Raw genomic sequence first — 20,857 nt, forward strand, 5'->3', positions numbered from 1 at the left:
GCGTCGCCGTCCGACCCGCCGACTGGGTACGGGGGTCATTCCATAAGGAAATCCCTCGCCTCGCGTTCGGCGTCGTCGACCTCGGTCATACAGGAGTCACACAACACTGGGAACGGCCGTTTCGACCGAGTCTGTACAAGGCCCTGCCCCGGCCCGAGCCCATAACCGCACATCGCGCAGGTGGCGGGGTAGTCGTTGCGCATCATGCCCTCGCCGACTCTGGTCATAACACAACACTTCCTGCGGGGACTCGTCGTCGGTATCCGTTGTCGACAAGCTCGTGCAGCAGATTCCGCAACGCCGGATCAACGGCATAGATGACCACCCCGCGCAGACCTCTGGTGAGCAGTACGTAATAGGCGTTACGGATGAGGCGGTCGACGTCGTGATCGAAGACCGGCTTGTTCTTGGTTCCCTTGAGCGGTGTGTCTCGATTCTCCGTCGGATCTACGACCAACCTGCCCTTACCGAGAGCTATATCAGGCCCGAGAATTACTCCAGCCCAATCGAACTCGAATCCCTGCGCGGTGTAGATGCAGCCGATCTGGCCGAATCCCCGTGGATCCGTTGCCCAGAGATCCGAGGACGCCGCTGACGGTACGGCGGTTTTACCCTTCTTGTTCCACGGTCGTGCCCAATCACCGATCACGACATCATTCGGCAAAGCCCGGCCGTCCACCGGCGAATTCCAGTCCCAACAGAATCCCGCCGTCATCCGGGCTGTTTCTCCGGCATCGACGCGCGCTCTGAGAAAGTCCTCCATTTCCTGAGGCGTGGAGGCAATGCGCACTGTGAAATCGTCCCCACGCCATGGTACCGGGTACGTACCTGTGCGCAGCCCGAGCAGACTGCGCACCCATTCGAGGTAGTCCGCACTTCCACCGCATCGGAATTGGTCTTCCAGCTGAATATGACGCACGACAATGTTGTTGTGGTCGGCGTATTCCCGGATCATAGCCACCGTCCCGACCTCATCGGGGCGGACAGCCTGTTGTTCGTCGAGAAAGAAGACCGGCACTCGCGCGCATCTCACCAGCTCGTCGATCTGCGTCAGCCCTGTCTTCTTGACGCGCGGTCCGTCCGAGACGCGACGAACACGGTGCGCCTCGTCGCAGATCAGGACCGTGACTCCGCCGCTGTTGCCGTGGTTCTTGTAGATCTGCATGAAGTAGGTGAACAAGGCGTTCACCTCCGAACCACGTTTCTCCGAGCGACTGCGCAGTGTTGTTGTGAAGGCGCTCGAACCCGTCGCGTGGACCACCGTATGGGCTGTATCCCGAAGTGCATTCATTATTTCCAGGGCTATCGCACTCTTACCGCTTCCCGGGCCACCGGTGACAACTACCAACCGCTTCTGTGTACCCTCCGATGCGGAGGCCTGTTCGACCTCGTTGAGCACTGCCGTCGCGGCGAGTCGCTGATTATCCAGAAGCGCGATGGTGGAATGCCCTCGGAGTACCTCACGAGCGCTATCGAAGAATCCCTGTCGACGACGGATCTCACTATCCAGCAGTTCATCGACGACAGCCGGCGCAGGCGTGATCCGCTCGCGAAGAAAGGCGATGAGGTCCGCGTCGTCACTCCCCGTGTACAACCGCCCGTACTGGTCAGGCTGCCGATCGAACAGGCTGCGCACACTTGCCCGCGTCGCGTTGTGCAGGTAAGCGAGTCCATGGATCGCATGTGGGCGCGAATGAAGTTCGGCGACGTAATTCGCCATGAACTGGCAGTAGCCACGCACCTGGTCGATGGGATGGTTCTGGACAGACAGATTCGGCACCTGCACAAGTCGCGGACTTCCCCAACCTGGTTCCGTCCTGCTCCACTGCTTGAGCTCGACAACGAAATAGATCTGGGCACCATCGCGTGGGTCGATCCCTGCGAGTACGACGTCAGCCGCGCTGAGGTCGGTCCCTGGCATCGGATACTCGATGAGCATGTCGATGTCGCCGAGTCCAGCCTCGACGAGCAGCTTTGCGAACGCCGGCAAACTGGCATCCCACGACTTCCGCACCGACTTTCCACCACCGAGATGCTCGGCGAGGATATCCGACAACCTGGCCTCGACCCGCGAACCCTTCGGCTTGTACTTCGAGATCTCATCAGCTGTTGCACGATACGGTTGCCTCACAGCAAGAAATCTATGCGATCTTGAAACCGTTTGCCTAGCAAGACTTTTCAGTCACAACGCTGCCCTGGCACGCTGCAAGCCGTCGGATCGTGGGCAGGACAACTGCGGTTCGGCTACAACCTGTACATGCTGGGCCGGGCGTCGAACATGGCAAGATCGCACTGGTGAGCAGCGTCCCCTCCCCGGTCAGTGCAGTCCGCCGCCGCGACGTCATCGATGCCCTGCGGCGCGGTGCGGTGCCCGGCAATGGGCTCGACCTGTTGGCTACCGGACTCGGCCGGTTCGAAGCCGCACTCGACGCCGAACTCGAAACCGTCTCCTCTGGCGGTGCGGTCTTCAAGGCGGTGCGCGGTGAGTACGGGTCGGGTAAGACGTTTTTCTCGCGGTGGCTCGGCGAGCGGGCCCGAGCCAAGCGGTTCGCGGTCGCCGAGGTCCAGATCTCGGAGACCGAGACACCGTTGCACAAGCTCGAGACGGTGTATCGAAGAGTCACCGAACAGCTCGCCACCGCGAGTTTTCCGCCCAGTGCCCTGCGTCCGGTCGTCGACGCTTGGTTCTACGCCCTCGAGGAAGATGCCCTGGCGAGCGGAGCTACCGAGGAGAAGTTGGGGGAGGCGGTCGGTGACCTGATGTCCGCAAGGTTGGCCGAGGTGTCGCGGCATGCGCCGTCGTTCGCCACCGCGCTTCGCGGTTATCACCGCGCGCTGCTCGACAACGACGACGCCACGGCAGCGGCCATCATCGCCTGGCTCGGCGGTCAACCCAACGTCGCCGCCGCCGCACGACGGGCCGCCGGCGTACGGGGCGAGCTCGATCATTTCGGCGCGCTCGGGTTTCTCCAGGGACTGCTGACCGTCCTGCGTGACAGCGGCCATCGCGGTCTCCTGTTGGTCCTGGACGAGGTCGAAACACTGCAGCGAGTCCGTTCGGATGCACGAGACAAAGCACTCAATGCGCTGCGTCAGCTCATCGACGAAGTCCACTCCGGCCGCTACCCCGGCCTGTACCTCCTGATCACCGGAACGCCCGCGTTCTTCGACGGACAGCAGGGTGTGCAGCGCTTGGCGCCGCTGGCCCAACGTCTCGCCACCGACTTCACCACCGATCCCCGATTCGACAATCCACGGGCCGTGCAGCTGCGGCTCCCTGGGTTCACGATGGAGTCCCTTGTTGCCCTCGGTAGCACGATTCGCGATCTGTATGCAGGCGGGAGCACAGATCCGGACCGTATCCGGCGCGTCGCTGATGACACTTACATCGCCGATCTGGCTACCGCAGTCAGTGGCACGCTCGGCGGCAAGGTGGGAATCGCGCCGCGCGTCTACCTCAAGAAGCTGGTCGGCGACGTACTCGACCGCATCGACCAGTTCCCCGATTTCGATCCGCGTCAGCATTACACGCTGACAGTCGGGGTCACCGAACTTACCGATGCCGAGCGCAACCTCGTCCACGCCGACGAGATAGACCTCGAGCTGTGACCGAGCAGGCCTGGGACCGACTCGATCCGGTCGTGGTGCACCACATCGTCAACACCCTCGGATGGCCGGGGCTGCGACCGCTGCAAGAAGAAGCGATCGCGCCGCTCATGGACGGGGAGGATGCCATCCTCCTCGCACCGACGGCAGGCGGAAAGACCGAAGCAGCCTGTTTCCCCTTGCTCAGCACCATGACACAGCGTCAGTGGACGGGCACCTCGATTCTCTACCTGTGCCCGCTCAAAGCACTGCTGAACAACCTCGTGACCCGCGTCGACGGGTACGCGCAGTGGCTGGGCCGCACCGCGGCGCTGTGGCACGGCGATATCTCCAACTCCCGTCGCGACCGCATCCGCCGTGAACACCCGGATATTCTGCTCACCACGCCGGAATCCCTGGAAGCCATGCTGATCGGTACCAAGACCGATCACGATCAGCTCCTCGGAAACGTTCGTGCCGTGGTGATCGACGAGGTCCACGCCTTTGCAGGGGACGACCGCGGTTGGCACCTGCTCGCCGTGCTGGAACGATTGCAGCGTGTCACCAATCGGCCTATCCAGCGGGTCGGCCTGTCGGCCACGGTCGGCAATCCAGACGACCTTCTCACGTGGTTGCAGGGATCGGGCGCCGATATCCGACCCGGCCGTGTGGTCGCTCCCGGCGTGACGCTGCCCCAGCCGGAAGTCAGCTCGGCACTGCCGCCTGGGCACATCGAACTCGACTATGTGGGCTCGTTGGAGAACGCGGCCAAAGTTGTTGCGGCACTGCATCGAGGTGAAAAGCGCCTGGTTTTCTGCGATTCTCGTCGCCAAGTCGAGGAGCTCGGCGCAGCATTGCGCACCCGACAGGTGACTGTCTTCTTGTCGCACGCGTCACTGTCGGTAGACGAACGCACCCGAGCCGAACAAGCTTTCGCCGAAGCCCGCGATTGCGTGATCGTGTCCACCTCCACCCTCGAACTCGGCATCGATGTCGGCGATCTCGACCGGGTCATCCAAATCGACTCGCCGACAACCGTCGCGTCATTTCTGCAGCGCCTCGGGCGCACCGGACGCCGGGCGAACAGCATTCGAAACTGTTTGTTCCTCACCACCGACGACGATGCCCTGTTGCAAGCAGCGGGTCTGTTGCTGCTGTGGAGCCGTGGATGGGTCGAACCGGTGACCCCGCCACCAGAACCACGACATCTTGTTGCCCAACAGCTACTCGCCCTGACCCTGCAGCAGCACAGTATCGGCGATCGACGTTGGGTAGACGGATGGAATGGTCTGGCACCGTTCGATGGCAGCGCCACACCCATCCTCCGTCATCTGATTCAAGAAGGTCACCTCGAGGATGACGGTGGTTTGCTGCACATCGGACCATCTGCCGAAAAGCGCTTCGGTAAGCGTCATTTTCTCGACCTGACCGCCGCCTTCACGGCGCCTCCGCAATTCACGGTTCTCGCCGGACGCCAGGAAATCGGACACACCGACCCCACTGTCCTCACTGCCGAGACCACCGGGCCCCGAATCCTGCTCCTGGCCGGACGCAGCTGGCGGGTCAATTACATCGACTGGGCCAGGCGGCGAGCCTTCGTCGAACCCGCGGACTCCGGGGGGAAGGCGAAATGGTCCAGTACCGGTGTACGTGGATTGTCGTTCGAGCTGACACGAGCGATTCGGGATGTACTTCTCGGCACCGACCCACCGGTCGACCTCACCCGACGAGCACGCGCTCAGTTGGACGACCTCCGGGACACCAAAGGTCCGGGGGCTGTGGACCACCGAGCCACCATTGTTGAGCGCACGGACAATGTGGCGCGATGGTGGACCTGGGCCGGCTTCCGCGCGAACGCCACCCTCGCTGCCTCCCTCTCCACCGTGGTCGACCCGACCCAGCGACCCAACGACTTCAGTATCCGACTACGACCGGACCTTACTACCCATCTATGGCACGAAGCTCTTGCCGAGCAACGTGCTCGAGGTTCGGTGGTCGTCTTGCCTGAGGCTGATGAGCGCGCCGTCCGCGGCCTGAAGTTCTCCGACGTCCTGCCGGACTATCTTGCTCTTGCCACCGTTTCGGCGCGCCTCGCCGACGTCGACGGTGCCCTGCGCGTGCTCGGCGAGCCCTCCAAAATACACGCGAATTGACAGATTCGGCCGTCCCCGACGTCAATCGCTGACCCGGTGTAGCCTTCGCGCCGGAGAACGGCCCGGTCCACTTGGCCACCTGCACGGCCGTCTGGAGGTCGCAGACTGGCGACTGCAGCGATGACCGAAGCCAGTCGGAGCCGAATCTTGAACTCGCGATGCCGAGATTGCCTCGCGATCCGATACGGAGTCGGCTGATAACTGGGAAACGGCCATTGGACGTCACCGCGGTTGGCCCACCCTGCGCCCCGGACAATACCCGGCAGCCCTTCCTTCGACGGGGCACTTTAGTGACGCGACGTTATTCGACAACACCCATTTCGAACCGCACCGCTCGCGCATTAGTCGCGAGCACGAGTCAGCGTAAAGACAATGCGCCTGACAGGCAGACGATCCGCTCGGAAACTTCAAGTGAGGCATCCGGAATCGAGCACCAAACTACGCTTTTGGTACGCCACCTTTTCTCCCTATCGAGAAGGCGATTCGGTACACATCGGGCAGATCGAGGCGCCCATCCTTGCGTCGTTTCATGACCCCTAGTTCAATGAGCTCACCGATGAGAAGACTGTAATTGTCAGGGTTCTTGGGTCCTGTTCGAACTTCCGTGTCATCTCCCCCACGAGACATACGGTCGGACTCGGTACGGAGAATTCCGGACAGACCTTCCTTTTCCCACAGATCGACGACCACCGCTTCTTCGATCGGCACTTGCTGACCGCTGAGTTTGTCTACGGCAGTACCTACCCACGGCAAATCCTCACTTATCTCCAAGACCCTTGTTTTGGATGCTTGCTGCACACCGCGTCGAATGCCCTCGTGATAGATCGGGTGAATGCTTGAGGGGCGACTTTCAGTGGTATCACGCACAGCCTCGTGAAGTGCACCCATGAAGCTTCTAGGACTCACCTGTTCGCCGCCATCCATCAGGTGATTCGGAAGCCAGGTATAGGTGATACCTTTGCGATAATTGGCGCCCATATAGGGTCCAGCGATCTTTTCGAAAACCGCACGCTGCGTCTCCGCCTCGCGGACAAGCGACTCCGGAGGAAGATGCCGTCCAGGCGTTGGTTCACGCCAACGAGGGGTAGCGGCGCGAAATTTAGCCGCCTCGACGAGTCGAGAATTACCGAGACTATGATAAAATAGCCCGTATAAATTCGAGGTTGACCAACCCAGATCCGCAGCATTCGATATCAGCTTCGAGGCATCAGGGAATTGCAGGGTTGATGTTTCCAGCATATCCGGACGAATGAATACCTTAAATCGAATCGCCTTGGTCCGCAGACGGAGTTCCAGTGCAAGTTGCAGAATGCCGCGCACCCAACGGTCAGCTTGTCGACGGTCGGAGTGCAGGTGGTCGAGCGCATCGAACAAGACCAATTGCGTTTTCCCAGCTGCCTGGGTTTCCCTGTCCGCGCCGGCAATCCATCGGTCGCGCTCTCCGGGGTTGTCCTGCAGCCAGTCCAACCGCAGGCGCCAACCTCTGATCGCGATGATATCCGGATGATTCAGCGCGACCAGCAGGACCGCGTTCCACAGCTGGTACGCGTCGGCCTTTGAATCGATGAGCTGACGCAACTCGCTCGGTCCGGGGTAGCGATCTGTAAGAGCAGACCCGAATCCCGCCGAGACCTGCACTCGGTTCAATCGGTCCAGATTATACTCTGCTGCCGCGAGCTTACGCAGGTCGTCGTTCAACAGCGAGCGGCACCACACGGTCTTACCGACACCGCGGCCGCCGCGTACGACGGTCGCATCGATATCGAGAGCACGTCGGTGCCCGTCAGGCGTGAAAAGAGTTGTAATAGACGGCTCGATGGTGTCCGCGTCCTGCGCTGTCGGAAGGGCATCACTCAGTAGACGGCGATATTCGTCGACCGCCAAGTCAGCCCTCATCACAGTTCTCCTCCAATCAAGTTCGTAACTTCCGAAAGAAACGCGGAATAGGCAACTTGTACGAAGTCGAGATGGACCCATTCGGTCGACACAGCGTCTATTCCGACGAGATCCTGGGTGAACAGAATAGGAATGGGATAATGTGGTCCGGTGACATCTTCGGGGCTGGGATTGTAGCCGAGCGGGTCGGCTCCTGACACATCATCGTAGAGCGTTGAGAAGCAAGTCCACGAACGCTCTACGAACGAGCTCAGGTACTGATCCTTCGACATCCCCCGGCGGTCGGGCACCATCGATGCAACCATTTGCAATTTGTCGCGCACGGTTTCAGCCTGCCCACATTCACACCAATACTTGAACAGATCGTGATAACCATCCCAGGTCTGTGAGTTGTCTGCCCCGAAAAGCAGGGCGATATCACTGAGCTTCGAGATCGTCACCGCTGCGAGATCATGAAGCCCTGCACGGCTATCCAGGAGCACGATGTCGGGGCGACGACTGCGCATTGTGACCATTTTTTCACAGGCGGAAACTGCCGCCTCCATTCGATCCGCAAATAATTCCCCGCCCGAAAATTCACCATAAACGCGATTGAGTTTATCCACGTAGGAATAGGCGCGCGGGCTCTTCCCTATTCCGCGCGCCGGTGCTACCCATATTTCGCCGTTCCCACGAGCGGTGAACCCCGATGCTGCGACGACGAGATCTAACCCATCCGCGTTGTCGACCGCCGACTCGACCAGCTGGTCGACCACACCGTAAGTCGGCATGTCCTCTGCAGTTAGTAGCATCGGGCCCGAGCCAGGAGATTCGAGATCCAAATCCACTACCAGTACGCATTTTCCCTGGTCAGCCAAATGCCGTGCGAGCATGGCGGTAGCAGTCGAGCGACCGACACCACCTTTGAATCCGTAGAGCGCAACGCGGCGCGGCGCGGTTCCCGCCCGTTGCGCGCGAACCTGTGCCCAGTCCTGCCCCACCACCGTGTTCTCGATGCGGCCGACTCGACCGGACGCAGACGACTGCCCTGGCACTACACCGAACGAAGCCCTTGACAACAGCTGCTCAGCGAGAAAAAGTCCCGATGCGAACACCATCGGCTCCTCACCGGCATACAGCCCCAATTCTTCAACCAACCGGCATGTCCATGACTCGACCGAATCGTCCGACATATCCGCAGCAGTGCGGTCGTCGACCAAGAGGGAGACTCTGCCCACGATGTCTCGCACAATGACGACATCGAGCCCCGTCGCGGCGACCTCTTCCGCGATCAGTCGTGCTCGCGGGATCACATCATCGAACCGAAGCGGTTCAGGCGTCACGTTCATGGCAATCTCCCGGCTAGGAGCGCTTCCTGATGAAGGCTCATTATTTCCGTTGATGCCTTCTTTCGCTGTGTCACCGTCGATTCGAGCAGTCCGGGGCATTCGCGGTATCTATCCGAAACATCCCAGGTGTCGAACGGTTCGGAGCGGGTAAGTAGCGCCATCAACTTCCCGCCGGAGCGACCATGAAGATGCAGGCGCAACTCGGACCAAAGGCCAGGAAGGTGCCCGAGATCGTTCTGGCCGCTGCCGATCCAGGGCTTGTTCGGCAGCTTGCCGTTCTTCTTGGGCCCCATACTGGCGCCGCCGTACCGCAGCATCAAGCTCTTCAGCGCGCACTCGACAGCAAACCCGTAGTGGTGATCCGCGTTTGGAAGCCGCGCACTGTCTTGCAGATGCACTGCATCGTCGTGATGGCGCTCCGCCGCGCGACGGAAGTGATCTTCATCTGAGGTGTGCGGCACGCCGTTGATCCTATCCCTAACATGTCTCGCACCCGCAGCTGCCGACACATAGGCAGTGCCACACTGTCCGGGGAATGAGAAACCACTGACCCCTGCGGCCGTGTCGCAGTATGTCAGACCGCAACTGCAAGTGTTGGTTGCAAAATCACCTCCCAGTCGACGTCATCTCTGGTCCGACGCAGGTACTAGGCGGGACGGTCAGTACCGAGACTGCGACCGATGAGCCGTTCACGAGTTACCGACTGCGCGGTCGATAGCGGCTGGCCTCATGGTCCGTGAGTGGCATTGATCGCCGCTAGCAGCACACAGCCGGTGGCGAAGACTCCAGCAGCGAGAAACGCCGCACCGATCAGTAACCCCCACACGCGGCGACCCGCCCAGCTCGCAGCCCCGAGTGCCCAGGAGATCCAGCTGGCTGCGGCCCACCCGACCCATGCCACCCACCATGGCAGCAGTCCCCGTTTAATCACCGCGCCCGCCTAGCAGGACGCCTGGAATCCACAGTGTCCGGGCTCGTTGAACGACATCCAGACGACCTCCGAGGTAACGAGAGTCGCGGCAGAGCGAGAGTTGCCGCCATGCGCCATGCGGGCACAAACCAATCCGAACCGGCCTCGTTGCTTGCGCTCATGCAGGTCATTCAGTCGGAGACTGGTGCACCACGCTCACTGCCTTCGCCCCCCGCAGGCAGCGGCGAAGCCTTCCGCCGGCTCGTCGGAATCCGGCGCTCCCCGCAGCAACACCGATCGAATGATTCTGCTGCACAGAAACTTCGACGACGAGTCCTGTGGGACTCAGGACGCTGCAATCTGATTGGCGTTGTCCGACTGCCAGTGGCTGGCTGCCCACGGCCACATCGCGTAGGAGCACATCGAACTGGCAGAGCTCAACCGTGCCTCGGTTCGCTACCCATGCACCTTCCTCGACGCGACGACGAGTTGGGTTGCGTGTACTGATTCGAGAACGGCACCTGGGCCCGTGTGCACTACCCAGAGGACCTTCGCGACGATGGTCTGAGCTGCGGAATGAGCCTCTTCATCGAGAGGAACCAGGTGCTCGATCAGCTGTCTGTAAATCTGGTCGAGTCCGCGGGCACGCTCGACGCGGAGAGCATTCTGTCCGATGCCGAGGCATGGTGTCTGAACCCTGATCGACTGGTCGATTTGCTGGTGTAGGAGGCTCCAGGCGACGAACCACCGGACCGGCCTGCCATTGCCTGTGCCCTCGTTCTCGCGGGGATCGCGGCCGTCCCGACAAGGCAGTGAACGACGCTAACAACCGCACATGCAGGTCAACAATCCGCGATCGATCAGCACCGACGGACAGTGTCGAACAGCATCCGTGATTCAGACGTCCCAGGTGGCTGGATACCCTGTGACGTCACTAGGCTGGGCGTCATGACAGAGCCCGTTCAGGTGAAGATCTGTGGCATCAGGTCAACAGGTGACCTGCGCCGGGCTCTACGTGCGCGGCCGGATGCCGTGGGGTTCATCTGCGGTCTTACTCATTTCAGCGAGGATGAGCTCAGTGCTGTGGAAGCGCGCGAGCTGTCCGCACTGGCCCGCGAGCTCGCAGCGTCGGTGAAACGCGTGTTGGTCACCCACCTGACGGAGGCCGACGAGATTCTGGCGCTCGCCGACAGCGTCGACGTGGATGCCATTCAGGTTCACGGCCTGGTGAGCCCGGAGAATCTCGAGAAAGTGTATGCACGCAGGGATACACGGGAGATCATTCGTGCGGTGCACGTCCTTGACGAAAGCGTGTTCTCCGACGTCGAGGACATAGTCGATCACTGCGACGTGATCCTGCTCGATTCGCGCACCTCGGAGCGACTCGGTGGGACGGGTCAGACGCATGATTGGCGAATCAGCAAGAAGATCGTCGAGTCGCAGAAGGATCGGGGCAAGCGCGTGGTCCTGGCCGGCGGGCTGACGCCGGACAATGTTCGTGCGGCGATCGATTCTGTGAAGCCTTTCGGCGTCGACGTCAATTCGGGTGTCGACGACGCCGAGGGAGACAAATCAGAGGCGGAGTGCGCTGCTTTCGTCGAAAGGGTCAGGGCGGCGTCTGTCTAGATTTGTCGTCCAGCACAACCGCGCCCAGGACGAGCAGCCCGCCGATCACCGCGCCCGTCGTGATCGGTGTATCGGTGAAAATCGCACTCACCACCGCGGCGAACACTGCCTCGTTGAGTCCGATGATGCTGGCCTTCGTCGCGTCGAGTCCGCGTAGACCGCGCCAATACAGCACAAAACCGGGGGCGAGTAGTAGCGCACCGACGAGCACGAGCGCACCGGCGGTACGTGGGTCGGGTGGGTCGGTGAATATCAGTGCGGCGCCGAGGATTCCGGCCACGACCAGCTGCCAGCCGGCCGACGCGATCGTCGGCCGCTGCGCCGACTCGCGAGCGATCAGGCTGACCAGCATCGCGACACACACCGCGCTGCCGACCGCCAAGATACAACCCAATAGTGCTCTGTCCGTGCGGATCTCACTCGAGCTACCTGGCACCGCAACGGCTACTGCGGCACCGACCAGGAGAAATTCGATCGCAACCAACGATGTCAGCCGCCGTCGACCGCGAACGATATCGGCAGCGAGCAAGAGCAGTGGCGCGATCAGGTGTAGCGCAACGACTACGGGCAGCGGACCACATTTCAGCGCGGCGACGAACAGGATCAGGTTGGCCGCTTCGAGCGCGCCGAGTCGCATATACAACCCGGGCGACTCCCGCAGGATCCGCAGCGGATCTTGACGACGAACTCCCGCGATGAGCAGCAGCGTCGCACCGCCACCTGCGGCGACCAGCGCCGAGGAGGTCAGGGCACCTTCAACAGCTGCCAACGCCGCGCTCGACGCGCCCCACACCAGCGTCGCCGCGAGCATGATCCACGGCGACGCTCGGGTGTAGGACGACCGGGCTACGGTCAAATCGCATAGGTCACGATGGGCAGCACTACAGCAGTGAACCCTCCGAAGACAGCCGCCGCAACCACGCGCGACGACGAACTGGGAAACCGGCTGGTGAGCCAGGTGAGGGTGCCGAACGCGATCACGGTTGTCCCCCAGATCACGAGCGCCCTCGCCGCCAGCTTTACCGGCCAGTCCGGATTCTCGTACCTCGCGTTCAACTCCGCACCGTGGGCCACAATGGTCAACCCCGCTGTCAGCGCCAACAGGAACACCGCGAAGCCGGCAAAGCTGTTCATGATCAGCCGCTGCCGTCCCAATTTCGCCAGCACCTGACCGTCGCTGTGGTGCGCGCCGTCGGCTCGGCAGATCAGGTCGAAAATCTTTCCAGGATTGGCTGTTTCGCCGACGGCCGCCCGGGCGTGCACCATCGCCTCGACGGCTGATGTCGTCGAGTACGCGGTGACGAAACCTTCACTCGAAGTCCTGAACCCACCACGACTCGGGAGCCGCACCGAGGTCTCCTGCAGCTCGAACAGCGAGGTGAGTGCGGCGCGAACCGCCGGATGGAAGATCAGCTTGCCGTCCGCGACGAGGAGGGCGCCCACTGCCGAGTGCAGGCCGAGATGACGCCACGTGTGCGCGATGTCGCCACGCAGAAAGTACTCGTCCCCATTGCAATTCCCACCGTCGGCCAACGCGTCGAGAATGCGTTCGATCGCCAGTTCCGACGCCCGTCGCGCCCGTTTGCCGCCGACCGACGCGAACTCCGGGCGCGCCAGTACCGTCACGATGTGCGCTGCGGTGTACAGGGGTTCGGCGCGGACGTCATCGGACAGCATCGTCAACGCCAGGAACGTCACCCCACGCAGTGTGGCCTTGGCGACCTCTTCGTTTGTCGCCGCATAAGGTGCGAGGGCGTGCATCGCGGCGGACGTCGCGGTGAGCGACACCGGACCGATCCACCCCGACATCCGATACCCGCCAGATTCCGCGTCCTGCTCCTCGATCAGCCGCCGAATGCATTCGGCCACATCAGGATCCGTGTCCGGCACGCCGAGACAATGCATCGCCCGCAACTGCCACGCGATATCAATCGGCCCGGTGAATTCGCCCGCGCCCGCGGTGGGCGGCACGATCCGCTGCCTGCGCACCAGGTGCAACACCTCGTCGGCCCGCGGCACCGGGATCCCCGCCGCGGTCAGTGCGCACACCACTTCGGCGGTGTTCTGCGGATTCGGCGGTACGTCGTGAATCCAGCCCCACCCGGCCCCACCCGCCCCATCGGAGAATTGGTAACGCTCGAACCATTCGACCGCCAGTCTCATCCGCTCATCGAGATTGGACATGTCTTCCCCTTACAGATCTGCTCCGAAGCCACTTCGCCCCAGGTCCTTTCACTTATACAGACGCAAAACAGACCGCTTCCGGATCGGACCGGCGGATTCATTACCGCAACGACTCGCGACGTACTCGGCCGGCGCGACGGTGACCTGAGCGACAGACAGTTCGGTGAGAACGAGTACTCTCACGGGCGCAATCGAGGCAGGAAGGGGCGGGCAAAGGTGACATCTGAGGTTCCGAACGGGGCATTTTCGATCATCCCCGACCATGTGCAGAGTGCTGGTCAGTACATCCAGCAGACCGCACAGTCGTTGCTTATGGGGGTTCGTGCGACCGATGCCGACGTGGACGGGCTCTTGGAAACATGGCAAGGTCCGGCATCGGATTCGTTTCGAACGGGCTGGGGCGAGGCATGTACAGGCGTAGCCGGTGTCTTGGAGGCGCTGGCTGTCATGGCGGACGCGCTCGGGGTGACCAGTGTGACGCTGTCCGAAGAGGACCGTGACTGGGCAGGATCGCTAGCCGACGGCTCCTCGCTCGATCTGTGATCGCAGCTGGGAGGTCGGAACGCCGAAGAGGAGAGGGATGCGTTACCGGGTGAATCTGATCGATCTGGACGATGCCGTGATCCAGATCAACGCTTTGAAGGTGTTCCTCGAGGAATCGCTGATCGAAATCGATGAGCGAGTCGCGACGATGCGGGCCGACTGGAGCGGCGCTGCCGCCGACGCCTACGACACCGCGCACGTCGATTGGCTCGCCTCGGCGCGTACCGCAGCGGACGGCATCGAGAAGATGCGGGCGGCTGCCCGAGGCGCCCACGATTCCTATACCGCGACCATCAACGCCAACAGGGCCCTGCTCGGCCGTGGCGGCGGCAATGCCACCGGCGACGAAAGCAACCGGACGTGACTCTCGTCGATGTCGACACCGAGACCTACTACACCGCGGGTAAGGCGCTGTGCGCGGCCGCCGAATCCTGGTGGACCGCCATCGATGGTCAATGGGCGGCGTTGGCGCAATGTGGCAGCATGTGCGGCTCCTATGAGGAAGCCAAAACCTGGGCCGCGCAGTACGACACCAAAGCCAACGAGCTGATCGACTCGGTCCGCCAGGTGGCCTCGGCCGCAGACGCATACGGCCGTGTGCTCACCGAGCTCGGCTACAACCACGAACTCGGTGACTATTTCGCCACCACGGAATTCGGTGCCGACCTGCCGGCGAAGCCGCAGATGCCACCGGAGCTGATGGCGTTCTGCCGGGTTCCGCTCCCCTCTGCCGGCGGTCCCGGCAACGGACTCTCGGATCTGATCGGGTTGGCCTCCGAGGTCGGCATCACCGTGCCCGACGGCGACACCGGCAAGCTCGGCAACGCCGCCACCCTCTGGAAAAATCTCTCGACCGCTGAGGCCGTCACCGGATTCGTCGCCGAACTTCACCGCATCGCCGGTTTGTTCGCCGAGATCACAGCCGAGGAATACGACTCCATCGACGAGGACATCCGGGCGATCAAGGCGGCCGCCGATGACGTTGTCCGCGGATTCGCCGAAATCGGTGCCAGTGCCGAGACGCATCGCAGCGCGTTGGTCACGATGCGCGAGGCCATCGAGGGATTCCTCCAGGACATGGCGAAAGATATCGCCCTGGAGATGGCGATCACCGCGACTATCACGATCGCGGCATCGCTGGTGACCTTCGGCGCCGCCGCCGTCGGTGGTGCTGCCATCGCGGCGGGCCGTGTTGCCCATATCGTGGCAAGGTACGGCCCGAAGATCCGGCCGCTGATCACTGTGTTCAGGAGCAACGGCCTGGCGCGCGGCTTCACCAGCGTGCCGGACTTCGCGAACCACAAGAAGGAGATGCAACGCCTCCTCGACATGCGCGCCAAGAACCCATCGACACGAAGACACGGGCTTGCCCCGAATGTCCTCGACCCGAAGGATCGCGAAATCCTGGCGCGGGGGCCGTCCGATCAGTACGGCAACGATCTCGGTGGTTTGCTGCGCCGCGGTGAGACCCCGACACCCGAGCAACAACGTCAGATCGACGGACTGAACGAAGCATTGGAAAAGCTGCCCAAACACGAGGGTCCCGTGGTGCGACATGTCAACATGACCCCGGAGCAGCTGGCCGAGTTCGAACCCAACAAGCCGTGGGGAGACCCCGGATTCATGTCCACGTCGAACAAGCCCGATGGTGTCTCCGACGTCTTCGCGGGAAACCGGAATGTGGAAATGCAGATCGTGTCCAAGAACGGACGCACCTACTCCGACCCCGACAACGGCGCGCCGTTCGGCACGGACGACGAAGTACTGTTTCCTTCGAACAGTCAATTCATGGTGCACAACAAGTTCGTCGACCCTGCTACGGGCCGGGTCGTGATCCAAATGGTCGAGAGGTAACCGCAGTCATGACGACTCCCCACGACGAAGAGTACGAGCGGGCAGTTCGGCAACTGGCCGCGTTCGAAGACATGCGCTCCGAAGTGCGCCGCCGCTCACTGGATCCCACGGCTCCGCGCAATGTCACCCACATCAAGGACGACGGCAGGTCCGGCACCGCTCAGGAGAATTGGACAGTCTCGCCCGACGGACACGAATGGCGCGACGAGAACGGTGCACTGGTCTACCTCCGCGACAGCGAAGGTTTCTGGCTCACCCCGGATGGTCGCCGTGTGTTCGATCCCATCGGCAACCCGATCAACTCCTGACACGATGATTCCGTGATGAGATGGAGATGGCGGTCGAATACCGCCGCTGACCGTGTGGCACTGATGCTCGATTCGCTCGACGGGCTATCGGTCGGCGATGCGCTGGGGGCGCAGTTCTTCATCATGGGGAGGTCGCTCTCTGAACTTCGGTCGGGCAGGCCGCCAAGAGGGCCGTGGGATTGGACAGATGACACCGAGATGGCTTGCGGTCTGGTCGCCGAACTACGCCGCCACGAGCACATCGATCAGGATCGCCTGGCCATCGAGTTCGCGCGCCGATTCTCTCCGGAACGCGACTACGGGCATGCGACAGTCACCACGCTTCGTCGTATCCGCAATGGTGCGCGCTGGCGAGAAACGGCCACAGCTACGTTCGAGGGTCAGGGTTCCTGCGGCAACGGCGCGGCTATGCGGGTCCCCCCGCTGGGCGCCTACTACTGGGACGATCCGCAACGGGCTGTCACCGAAGCGGCCCGGTCGGCACAGGTAACTCACATGCACCCCGACGGAGTGCTCGGCGCGGTCGCCGTGGCCGTCGCGGCGGGGCAGGCCGCTCATGCCCGCCGCACCGGAACTCGGCCCACTGCAACAGAATTCCTCGCCGCCGTCCTGGAGCGTCTCGAACCAGGCGAGACGACACGAGGCGTCTACCGCGCTCGTGCCCTGCTCGGCGCGACCGTCACAGAAGCCGCACATGAACTGGGCAACGGATCCCGGGTGAAGGCGCAGGACACGGTGCCCTTCACATTGTGGTCAGCCGCAACATATTTGGACGACTACCCGGCAGCTGTCGCCGCTTGCATCGAAGCTGACGGCGATATCGACACGACCTGCGCCATTACCGGAGGCATCGTTGCCGCGTATACCGGAACCGGTACCGCGAACGGAGTACCCTCGGCGTGGCTCGCTGCCCGCGAACCGTTGCCTTCCTGGCTCACCTCGATCAACTCGGCGCGCCGCCGCATGTGAACTGAGACAGGGTCAGGCAGGCTGGGCGAGAGTTGAAACGGACAGATCGTGTCACCGGTTGGCGAGCCGGCCTATCAACACGGCGGGGTCGATGGTTGAGGGTAGGTCGCTGACCTGGGCGTCGCCTACTTCGATCACTCGCCACACCCCGTCGATGCGACGGGCGACGTCGGTGGTGATGAAGCGGCGGCCGAAGCGGGAGACGGTCGGCGCTATTGCGGTCAGGTCCGGTTCGACGTGGATTGCCGGGTTGTCGGGGTGCGGGCCGATGAGAATGGGTTCTCCGTCGAGCCACCAGACTCGGGCCTCCGATGCGGGGCTGCCCGCCGTGTCTGAGAAGTCTTCGAACTCGCGCACCACGAGTCCACCTGCCAAGAACTCTCCCTGCAGTTCGACGAATTTTTCGACGACCCGTCGCAGGTTCTCGGAATCCCGGAGGTCGGGAATGAAGCAGGCGGTGTCCCACTCGTGCTTGCGTGACTTCACGTAGTCCTTGACGATCCCCGCACCGTCCCTGAGCGGCGCGACCAACTGTGCGAGTGCCGATTCATCGGGGATCTCGCCGGGTCCTGTCGCCGACCAGACAGATCGCGGCGTCAGCTCCTCGAACGAGGGATACCAACCCGGCAGTTCGTGGGTTGAGGCGTACTGGTCCGGTGAGACGGCCAGGCTGCAGCCGCGGGATGAAAACGCTTGGGCCAGTTCGCGATATCGCTGCGTGGGAATCATCCAGCCGCGATACCACAGCTCTCCGCTGTCCCGAGCCACACGGCGGACGGCAGCATCGACATCACCGGTCAGGAGCGCGTCGTGGTCCAGCAGCGTGACAGGTGCACCCGCAGCTCGTGCGCTCTCGGCCTGCTCGGCGAAGTGGTCGTCGACCTTTCGCGGGTTCAGCGGGTCACAGCAGAACAGCAGGGTGGCGGTCACCCTCGCACAATAGTCGGCGAGGTAATCGCGCGGTCAGGCATTTCAGGCGGGCTGAGCCTCTGCACCTTCCAGCGCTGGACGAGCGCTGAAGGGGCATTGCCAGTCGACGGGTTTGGGGCGGCCGGAGTAGCGGCGGGCTTCGGAGAGGGTTTCGTACTCCATGAGGTTCGGGTTGATGTCGCCCTGGAGCATGATGTCTTGTTTGCGGATCTTGTCGGCCAGGCGGTCCCACATGCCGTCGGCTTTGATGCGGGCGAACTGGTCGTGGGAGTTGAAGGCCAGCATGGGGAAGGGTGGGCGGCGGCCGAGGCGGCGGTGAGTTTCGTGGAGGCCGATGACGAAGAATTTGTGGCCGGCGACGCTGTATTTGAATTCTTCGGATTGGGGGTCGGAAGAGCAACCGTCCGCCCAGGCGAAGCGTTGCGCGTCGGCCTCGTGGAGGAGTTGCAGGTGCTGCCACAGGAGTTCTTCGAAGCGGAGTTCGTCGACGCCGCGGGGCTGTTCGAAGGTGGCGATGAAGCTGGTGAACTTTCGTGAGCTCCAGTCTGCGGCGCCGACGAATTCGGCCAGGTCGGCGGCCATCAGGCGGGCGGATTCTTCGCCGCCGAGCACGTCGTAGTGGCAATGGGTGATTCCGCCCTGGCGCCAGGCGGAGCGACCCGCCAGACAGGCGAACCGGTCTCCGAGAAGGAAGTTCCCCACTTCGGCTCGCGCATCCGTCGTCAACCCCGGCGTTCCTTTCCGACCACATCTCTACCGGGCCGGAGTGCGAGCCATTCGGCGAATGCAGCCACCTGGCCCATATTGCGAGCTGATCCTGTCAGCCGACCAGCCAGTGCGCTAATCGATCGAATCGACACCGACAATCATTCGCCCCGCTTGAGGGCACAATCGGACGGGCGAGCGTGTCGCGGATCACCTCCGGCGGCGCGGGTCGGCACACTCGCAGAGCAATTCGGACCGCTCGGCGCGATCCCTTCGGCTTGTCGGTGTCGAAGAGTAACGTCGAGATTCGTCAGCGTTGCGGTGACCACCTGGAGGTCTGCGATGGACGTGTTGCTCGGGATAGGGACTCGTAAGGGGCTGTTTCTGGCACGGAGCCGGGACGGGCGCAAGACCTGGGAGGTATCGCCGCCGCAGTTTCCGGTTGCCGATGTGAAGGCGTTGGCGATCGACACACGATCGGAGACGCCGCGCGTGCTGGCGGGGGTGTTGAACAGTCACTTCGGTCCGACGATGGTGGTCAGCGATGATCTCGGGCAGACGTGGAGTGAGCCGGACGACGCGCCGCTGGCGTTTCCGGACGACACAGATGCTGCGCTGCAAGGGGTTTGGCAGATCAAGCCGGCGACCGAGGCGGAGCCGGATGTGGTGTATGCGGGAGTTGAGCCGTCGGCGCTGTTCCGTTCCGAGGACGGCGGGCGCAGTTTCGAGTTGGTGCGGGGATTATGGGACCACCCGCATCGGACGCAGTGGCAGCCAGGAGGTGGCGGGCTCGCACTGCACACGATCCTTCCGCATCCGGCCGATACCAGGCGGATGGCTGTCGCGATGTCGACCGGTGGGGTGTATCAGACCACCGACGGTGGGGAATCGTGGCGACCCACGAACAAGGGGGTCACAGCGGACTTCATGCCGGGTGAGTTACCGGAATGGGGGCAGTGCGTGCACAAGGTGGCGCTCGATGCCGCGGATCCCGACACGATGTATCTGCAGAACCATGGTGGGGTGTTCCGTAGTACCGATTCCGGGGAGCGCTGGCAGTCGATCGATGGTGGGCTGCCGCCGTCGAATTTCGGATTCCCGATCGTCGCGCATCCTCGGCGACCCGGCGTGATCTACACATTCCCGCTGGTCGCGGACATGGATCGCTTTCGATTTCCGCCCGACGCGAAGTGCGCCGTGTACCGCAGCGAGGACGGTGGGCAGACCTGGTCGGCGCTCAGCGATGGGCTGCCGGAGGTGCCGTTCTGGGCGGCGGTGATGCGTGATGCCATGTGCGCCGACGATGCCGAGCCGACCGGCATCTATTTCGGCACCCGCAACGGCGAGGTGTACTGCAGTGCGGACGAAGGCGACCACTGGCAGCTGGTGGCCGACAAGCTCCCGGACGTGCTCTGTGTGCGCGCCGCGGTGATCGGATAAGGGCAGTGGCGCGCGTCTGTCTGCCGTCGGTGCTTCGCGCATACGTCGACGGCGCAAGGGAACTCGACATCGACGGGGCTGATCTGGGCCAGGTGCTCGATGCGCTGCGTGAGCAGTATCCGGGGCTGGAACGACGCCTGCGGGATGAACGTGGAGTACTGCGCCGGTATGTGAACTTCTATGTCGACGGTGACGAATGCCGGACTCTCGACGGTCAGGAAACTGCGGTCGAGAAAGAGACCGAGGTGATGATTATTCCGGCCGTTGCCGGCGGCCGAATTTGATCCAGAAACGACGAAAGCCCCCTGACCGTAGTCAGAGGGCTTTCGTGAATGATTGTCCGGCGGTGTCCTACTCTCCCACACCCTGTCGAGTGCAGTACCATCGGCGCAGGTGGCCTTAGCTTCCGGGTTCGGAATGGGACCG

General features: G+C 62.7%; 19 protein-coding genes and 1 rRNA gene. 11 read left to right on the top strand and 9 right to left on the bottom strand.

The window, feature by feature from the left end:
• Positions 1-223 precede the first annotated feature (223 nt).
• Positions 224-2,131, bottom strand: coding sequence for a DUF2075 domain-containing protein (locus tag AB0F86_RS25955; protein ID WP_356986053.1), 1,908 nt, complete (start codon positions 2,129-2,131; stop codon positions 224-226).
• A gap of 164 nt (positions 2,132-2,295) precedes the next feature.
• On the opposite strand from AB0F86_RS25955, the gene brxD reads away from it, so the two are divergent.
• Together brxD and AB0F86_RS25965 are read left to right on the top strand one after the other, a co-directional pair.
• Entirely contained in the window at positions 2,296-3,609 is a 1,314-nt protein-coding gene (gene brxD / locus AB0F86_RS25960) for a BREX system ATP-binding protein BrxD (protein WP_356986052.1), read from the top strand.
• Complete coding sequence (locus tag AB0F86_RS25965; RefSeq protein ID WP_356986051.1) at positions 3,606-5,738, top strand: DEAD/DEAH box helicase; 2,133 nt, start codon at positions 3,606-3,608, stop codon at positions 5,736-5,738. The genes brxD and AB0F86_RS25965 overlap by 4 nt, the downstream gene beginning before the upstream one ends.
• A gap of 438 nt (positions 5,739-6,176) precedes the next feature.
• Here AB0F86_RS25965 and AB0F86_RS25970 read toward each other — a convergent pair whose 3' ends face one another.
• From AB0F86_RS25970 to AB0F86_RS25980, 3 genes are read right to left on the bottom strand one after another with little or no spacing between them, the layout of a single operon-like run.
• Complete coding sequence (locus AB0F86_RS25970; protein WP_356986050.1) at positions 6,177-7,634, bottom strand: hypothetical protein; 1,458 nt, start codon at positions 7,632-7,634, stop codon at positions 6,177-6,179.
• Positions 7,634-8,962, bottom strand: a complete 1,329-nt coding sequence (locus tag AB0F86_RS25975; RefSeq protein ID WP_356986049.1) for an AAA family ATPase — start codon at positions 8,960-8,962, stop codon at positions 7,634-7,636. The genes AB0F86_RS25970 and AB0F86_RS25975 overlap by 1 nt, the downstream gene beginning before the upstream one ends.
• On the bottom strand, positions 8,959-9,423 hold the full coding sequence (locus AB0F86_RS25980) for a hypothetical protein (RefSeq protein ID WP_356986048.1): 465 nt from the start codon (positions 9,421-9,423) through the stop codon (positions 8,959-8,961). Before AB0F86_RS25980 ends, AB0F86_RS25975 begins: the two co-directional genes overlap by 4 nt.
• 1,025 nt (positions 9,424-10,448) lie before the next feature.
• On the opposite strand from AB0F86_RS25980, the gene AB0F86_RS25985 reads away from it, so the two are divergent.
• A complete protein-coding gene (locus AB0F86_RS25985; RefSeq protein WP_356986047.1) occupies positions 10,449-10,598 on the top strand; it encodes a hypothetical protein in 150 nt (49 codons plus the stop codon).
• A gap of 222 nt (positions 10,599-10,820) precedes the next feature.
• On the top strand, positions 10,821-11,498 hold the full coding sequence (locus AB0F86_RS25990) for a phosphoribosylanthranilate isomerase (protein WP_356986046.1): 678 nt from the start codon (positions 10,821-10,823) through the stop codon (positions 11,496-11,498).
• Here the strand turns inward: AB0F86_RS25990 and AB0F86_RS25995 are convergent.
• Positions 11,479-12,354 (bottom strand): DMT family transporter, encoded by an 876-nt coding sequence (locus tag AB0F86_RS25995; RefSeq protein ID WP_181699311.1) that lies wholly within the window; start codon positions 12,352-12,354, stop codon positions 11,479-11,481. The genes AB0F86_RS25990 and AB0F86_RS25995 overlap by 20 nt on opposite strands.
• Positions 12,351-13,517, bottom strand: a complete 1,167-nt coding sequence (locus AB0F86_RS26000) for a hypothetical protein (RefSeq protein WP_356986045.1) — start codon at positions 13,515-13,517, stop codon at positions 12,351-12,353. The genes AB0F86_RS25995 and AB0F86_RS26000 overlap by 4 nt, the downstream gene beginning before the upstream one ends.
• A 381-nt stretch (positions 13,518-13,898) precedes the next feature.
• Here AB0F86_RS26000 and AB0F86_RS26005 point away from each other — a divergent pair, with 381 nt between their 5' ends.
• From AB0F86_RS26005 to AB0F86_RS26025, 5 genes are all read left to right on the top strand, one after another.
• Positions 13,899-14,225, top strand: a complete 327-nt coding sequence (locus AB0F86_RS26005; protein ID WP_356986044.1) for a WXG100 family type VII secretion target — start codon at positions 13,899-13,901, stop codon at positions 14,223-14,225.
• A gap of 37 nt (positions 14,226-14,262) precedes the next feature.
• Positions 14,263-14,589: a WXG100 family type VII secretion target gene (locus AB0F86_RS26010; protein WP_356986043.1), complete on the top strand. Its 327-nt coding sequence runs from the start codon at positions 14,263-14,265 to the stop codon at positions 14,587-14,589.
• Positions 14,586-16,079: a hypothetical protein gene (locus AB0F86_RS26015; RefSeq protein ID WP_356986042.1), complete on the top strand. Its 1,494-nt coding sequence runs from the start codon at positions 14,586-14,588 to the stop codon at positions 16,077-16,079. Before AB0F86_RS26010 ends, AB0F86_RS26015 begins: the two co-directional genes overlap by 4 nt.
• Before the next feature lie 8 nt (positions 16,080-16,087).
• Complete coding sequence (locus AB0F86_RS26020) at positions 16,088-16,387, top strand: hypothetical protein (RefSeq protein ID WP_356986041.1); 300 nt, start codon at positions 16,088-16,090, stop codon at positions 16,385-16,387.
• A gap of 63 nt (positions 16,388-16,450) precedes the next feature.
• A complete protein-coding gene (locus AB0F86_RS26025) occupies positions 16,451-17,356 on the top strand; it encodes an ADP-ribosylglycohydrolase family protein (RefSeq protein WP_356986040.1) in 906 nt (301 codons plus the stop codon).
• Between the two features lie 51 nt (positions 17,357-17,407).
• Here AB0F86_RS26025 and AB0F86_RS26030 read toward each other — a convergent pair whose 3' ends face one another.
• Together AB0F86_RS26030 and gntA are read right to left on the bottom strand one after the other, a co-directional pair.
• Positions 17,408-18,286 carry an ATP-grasp domain-containing protein gene (locus tag AB0F86_RS26030; protein ID WP_356986039.1) on the bottom strand — a complete coding sequence of 293 codons (879 nt, stop codon included), beginning with the start codon at positions 18,284-18,286 and terminating at the stop codon, positions 17,408-17,410.
• Between the two features lie 42 nt (positions 18,287-18,328).
• Positions 18,329-19,012, bottom strand: coding sequence for a guanitoxin biosynthesis heme-dependent pre-guanitoxin N-hydroxylase GntA (gntA, locus tag AB0F86_RS26035; protein ID WP_357171729.1), 684 nt, complete (start codon positions 19,010-19,012; stop codon positions 18,329-18,331).
• Between the two features lie 321 nt (positions 19,013-19,333).
• On the opposite strand from gntA, the gene AB0F86_RS26040 reads away from it, so the two are divergent.
• Together AB0F86_RS26040 and AB0F86_RS26045 are read left to right on the top strand one after the other, a co-directional pair.
• Positions 19,334-20,431, top strand: a complete 1,098-nt coding sequence (locus tag AB0F86_RS26040) for an exo-alpha-sialidase (RefSeq protein ID WP_357171731.1) — start codon at positions 19,334-19,336, stop codon at positions 20,429-20,431.
• A 5-nt stretch (positions 20,432-20,436) separates the two neighbouring features.
• Positions 20,437-20,715 (top strand): MoaD/ThiS family protein, encoded by a 279-nt coding sequence (locus AB0F86_RS26045; protein WP_356986038.1) that lies wholly within the window; start codon positions 20,437-20,439, stop codon positions 20,713-20,715.
• 54 nt (positions 20,716-20,769) lie between these two features.
• On the opposite strand, the gene rrf is transcribed toward AB0F86_RS26045, so the two are convergent.
• Positions 20,770-20,857 (bottom strand): 5S ribosomal RNA (rrf, locus tag AB0F86_RS26050); the annotation flags it as partial.

Origin of the sequence: Nocardia sp. NPDC023733 (assembly GCF_040639775.1) — a bacterium.
Classification (GTDB): Bacteria; Actinomycetota; Actinomycetes; order Mycobacteriales; family Mycobacteriaceae; genus Nocardia; species Nocardia rosealba.

Coding starts and splice junctions, on each gene's coding strand:
- AB0F86_RS25970 (WP_356986050.1), bottom strand. CDS start 7,634: ATGAGGGCTGACTTGGCGGTCGACGAATATCGCCGTCTACTGAGTGAT.
- AB0F86_RS25975 (WP_356986049.1), bottom strand. CDS start 8,962: ATGAACGTGACGCCTGAACCGCTTCGGTTCGATGATGTGATCCCGCGA.
- AB0F86_RS25985 (WP_356986047.1), top strand. CDS start 10,449: ATGAGCCTCTTCATCGAGAGGAACCAGGTGCTCGATCAGCTGTCTGTA.
- AB0F86_RS25990 (WP_356986046.1), top strand. CDS start 10,821: ATGACAGAGCCCGTTCAGGTGAAGATCTGTGGCATCAGGTCAACAGGT.
- AB0F86_RS26010 (WP_356986043.1), top strand. CDS start 14,263: ATGCGTTACCGGGTGAATCTGATCGATCTGGACGATGCCGTGATCCAG.
- AB0F86_RS26020 (WP_356986041.1), top strand. CDS start 16,088: ATGACGACTCCCCACGACGAAGAGTACGAGCGGGCAGTTCGGCAACTG.
- AB0F86_RS26025 (WP_356986040.1), top strand. CDS start 16,451: ATGCTCGATTCGCTCGACGGGCTATCGGTCGGCGATGCGCTGGGGGCG.
- AB0F86_RS26040 (WP_357171731.1), top strand. CDS start 19,334: ATGGACGTGTTGCTCGGGATAGGGACTCGTAAGGGGCTGTTTCTGGCA.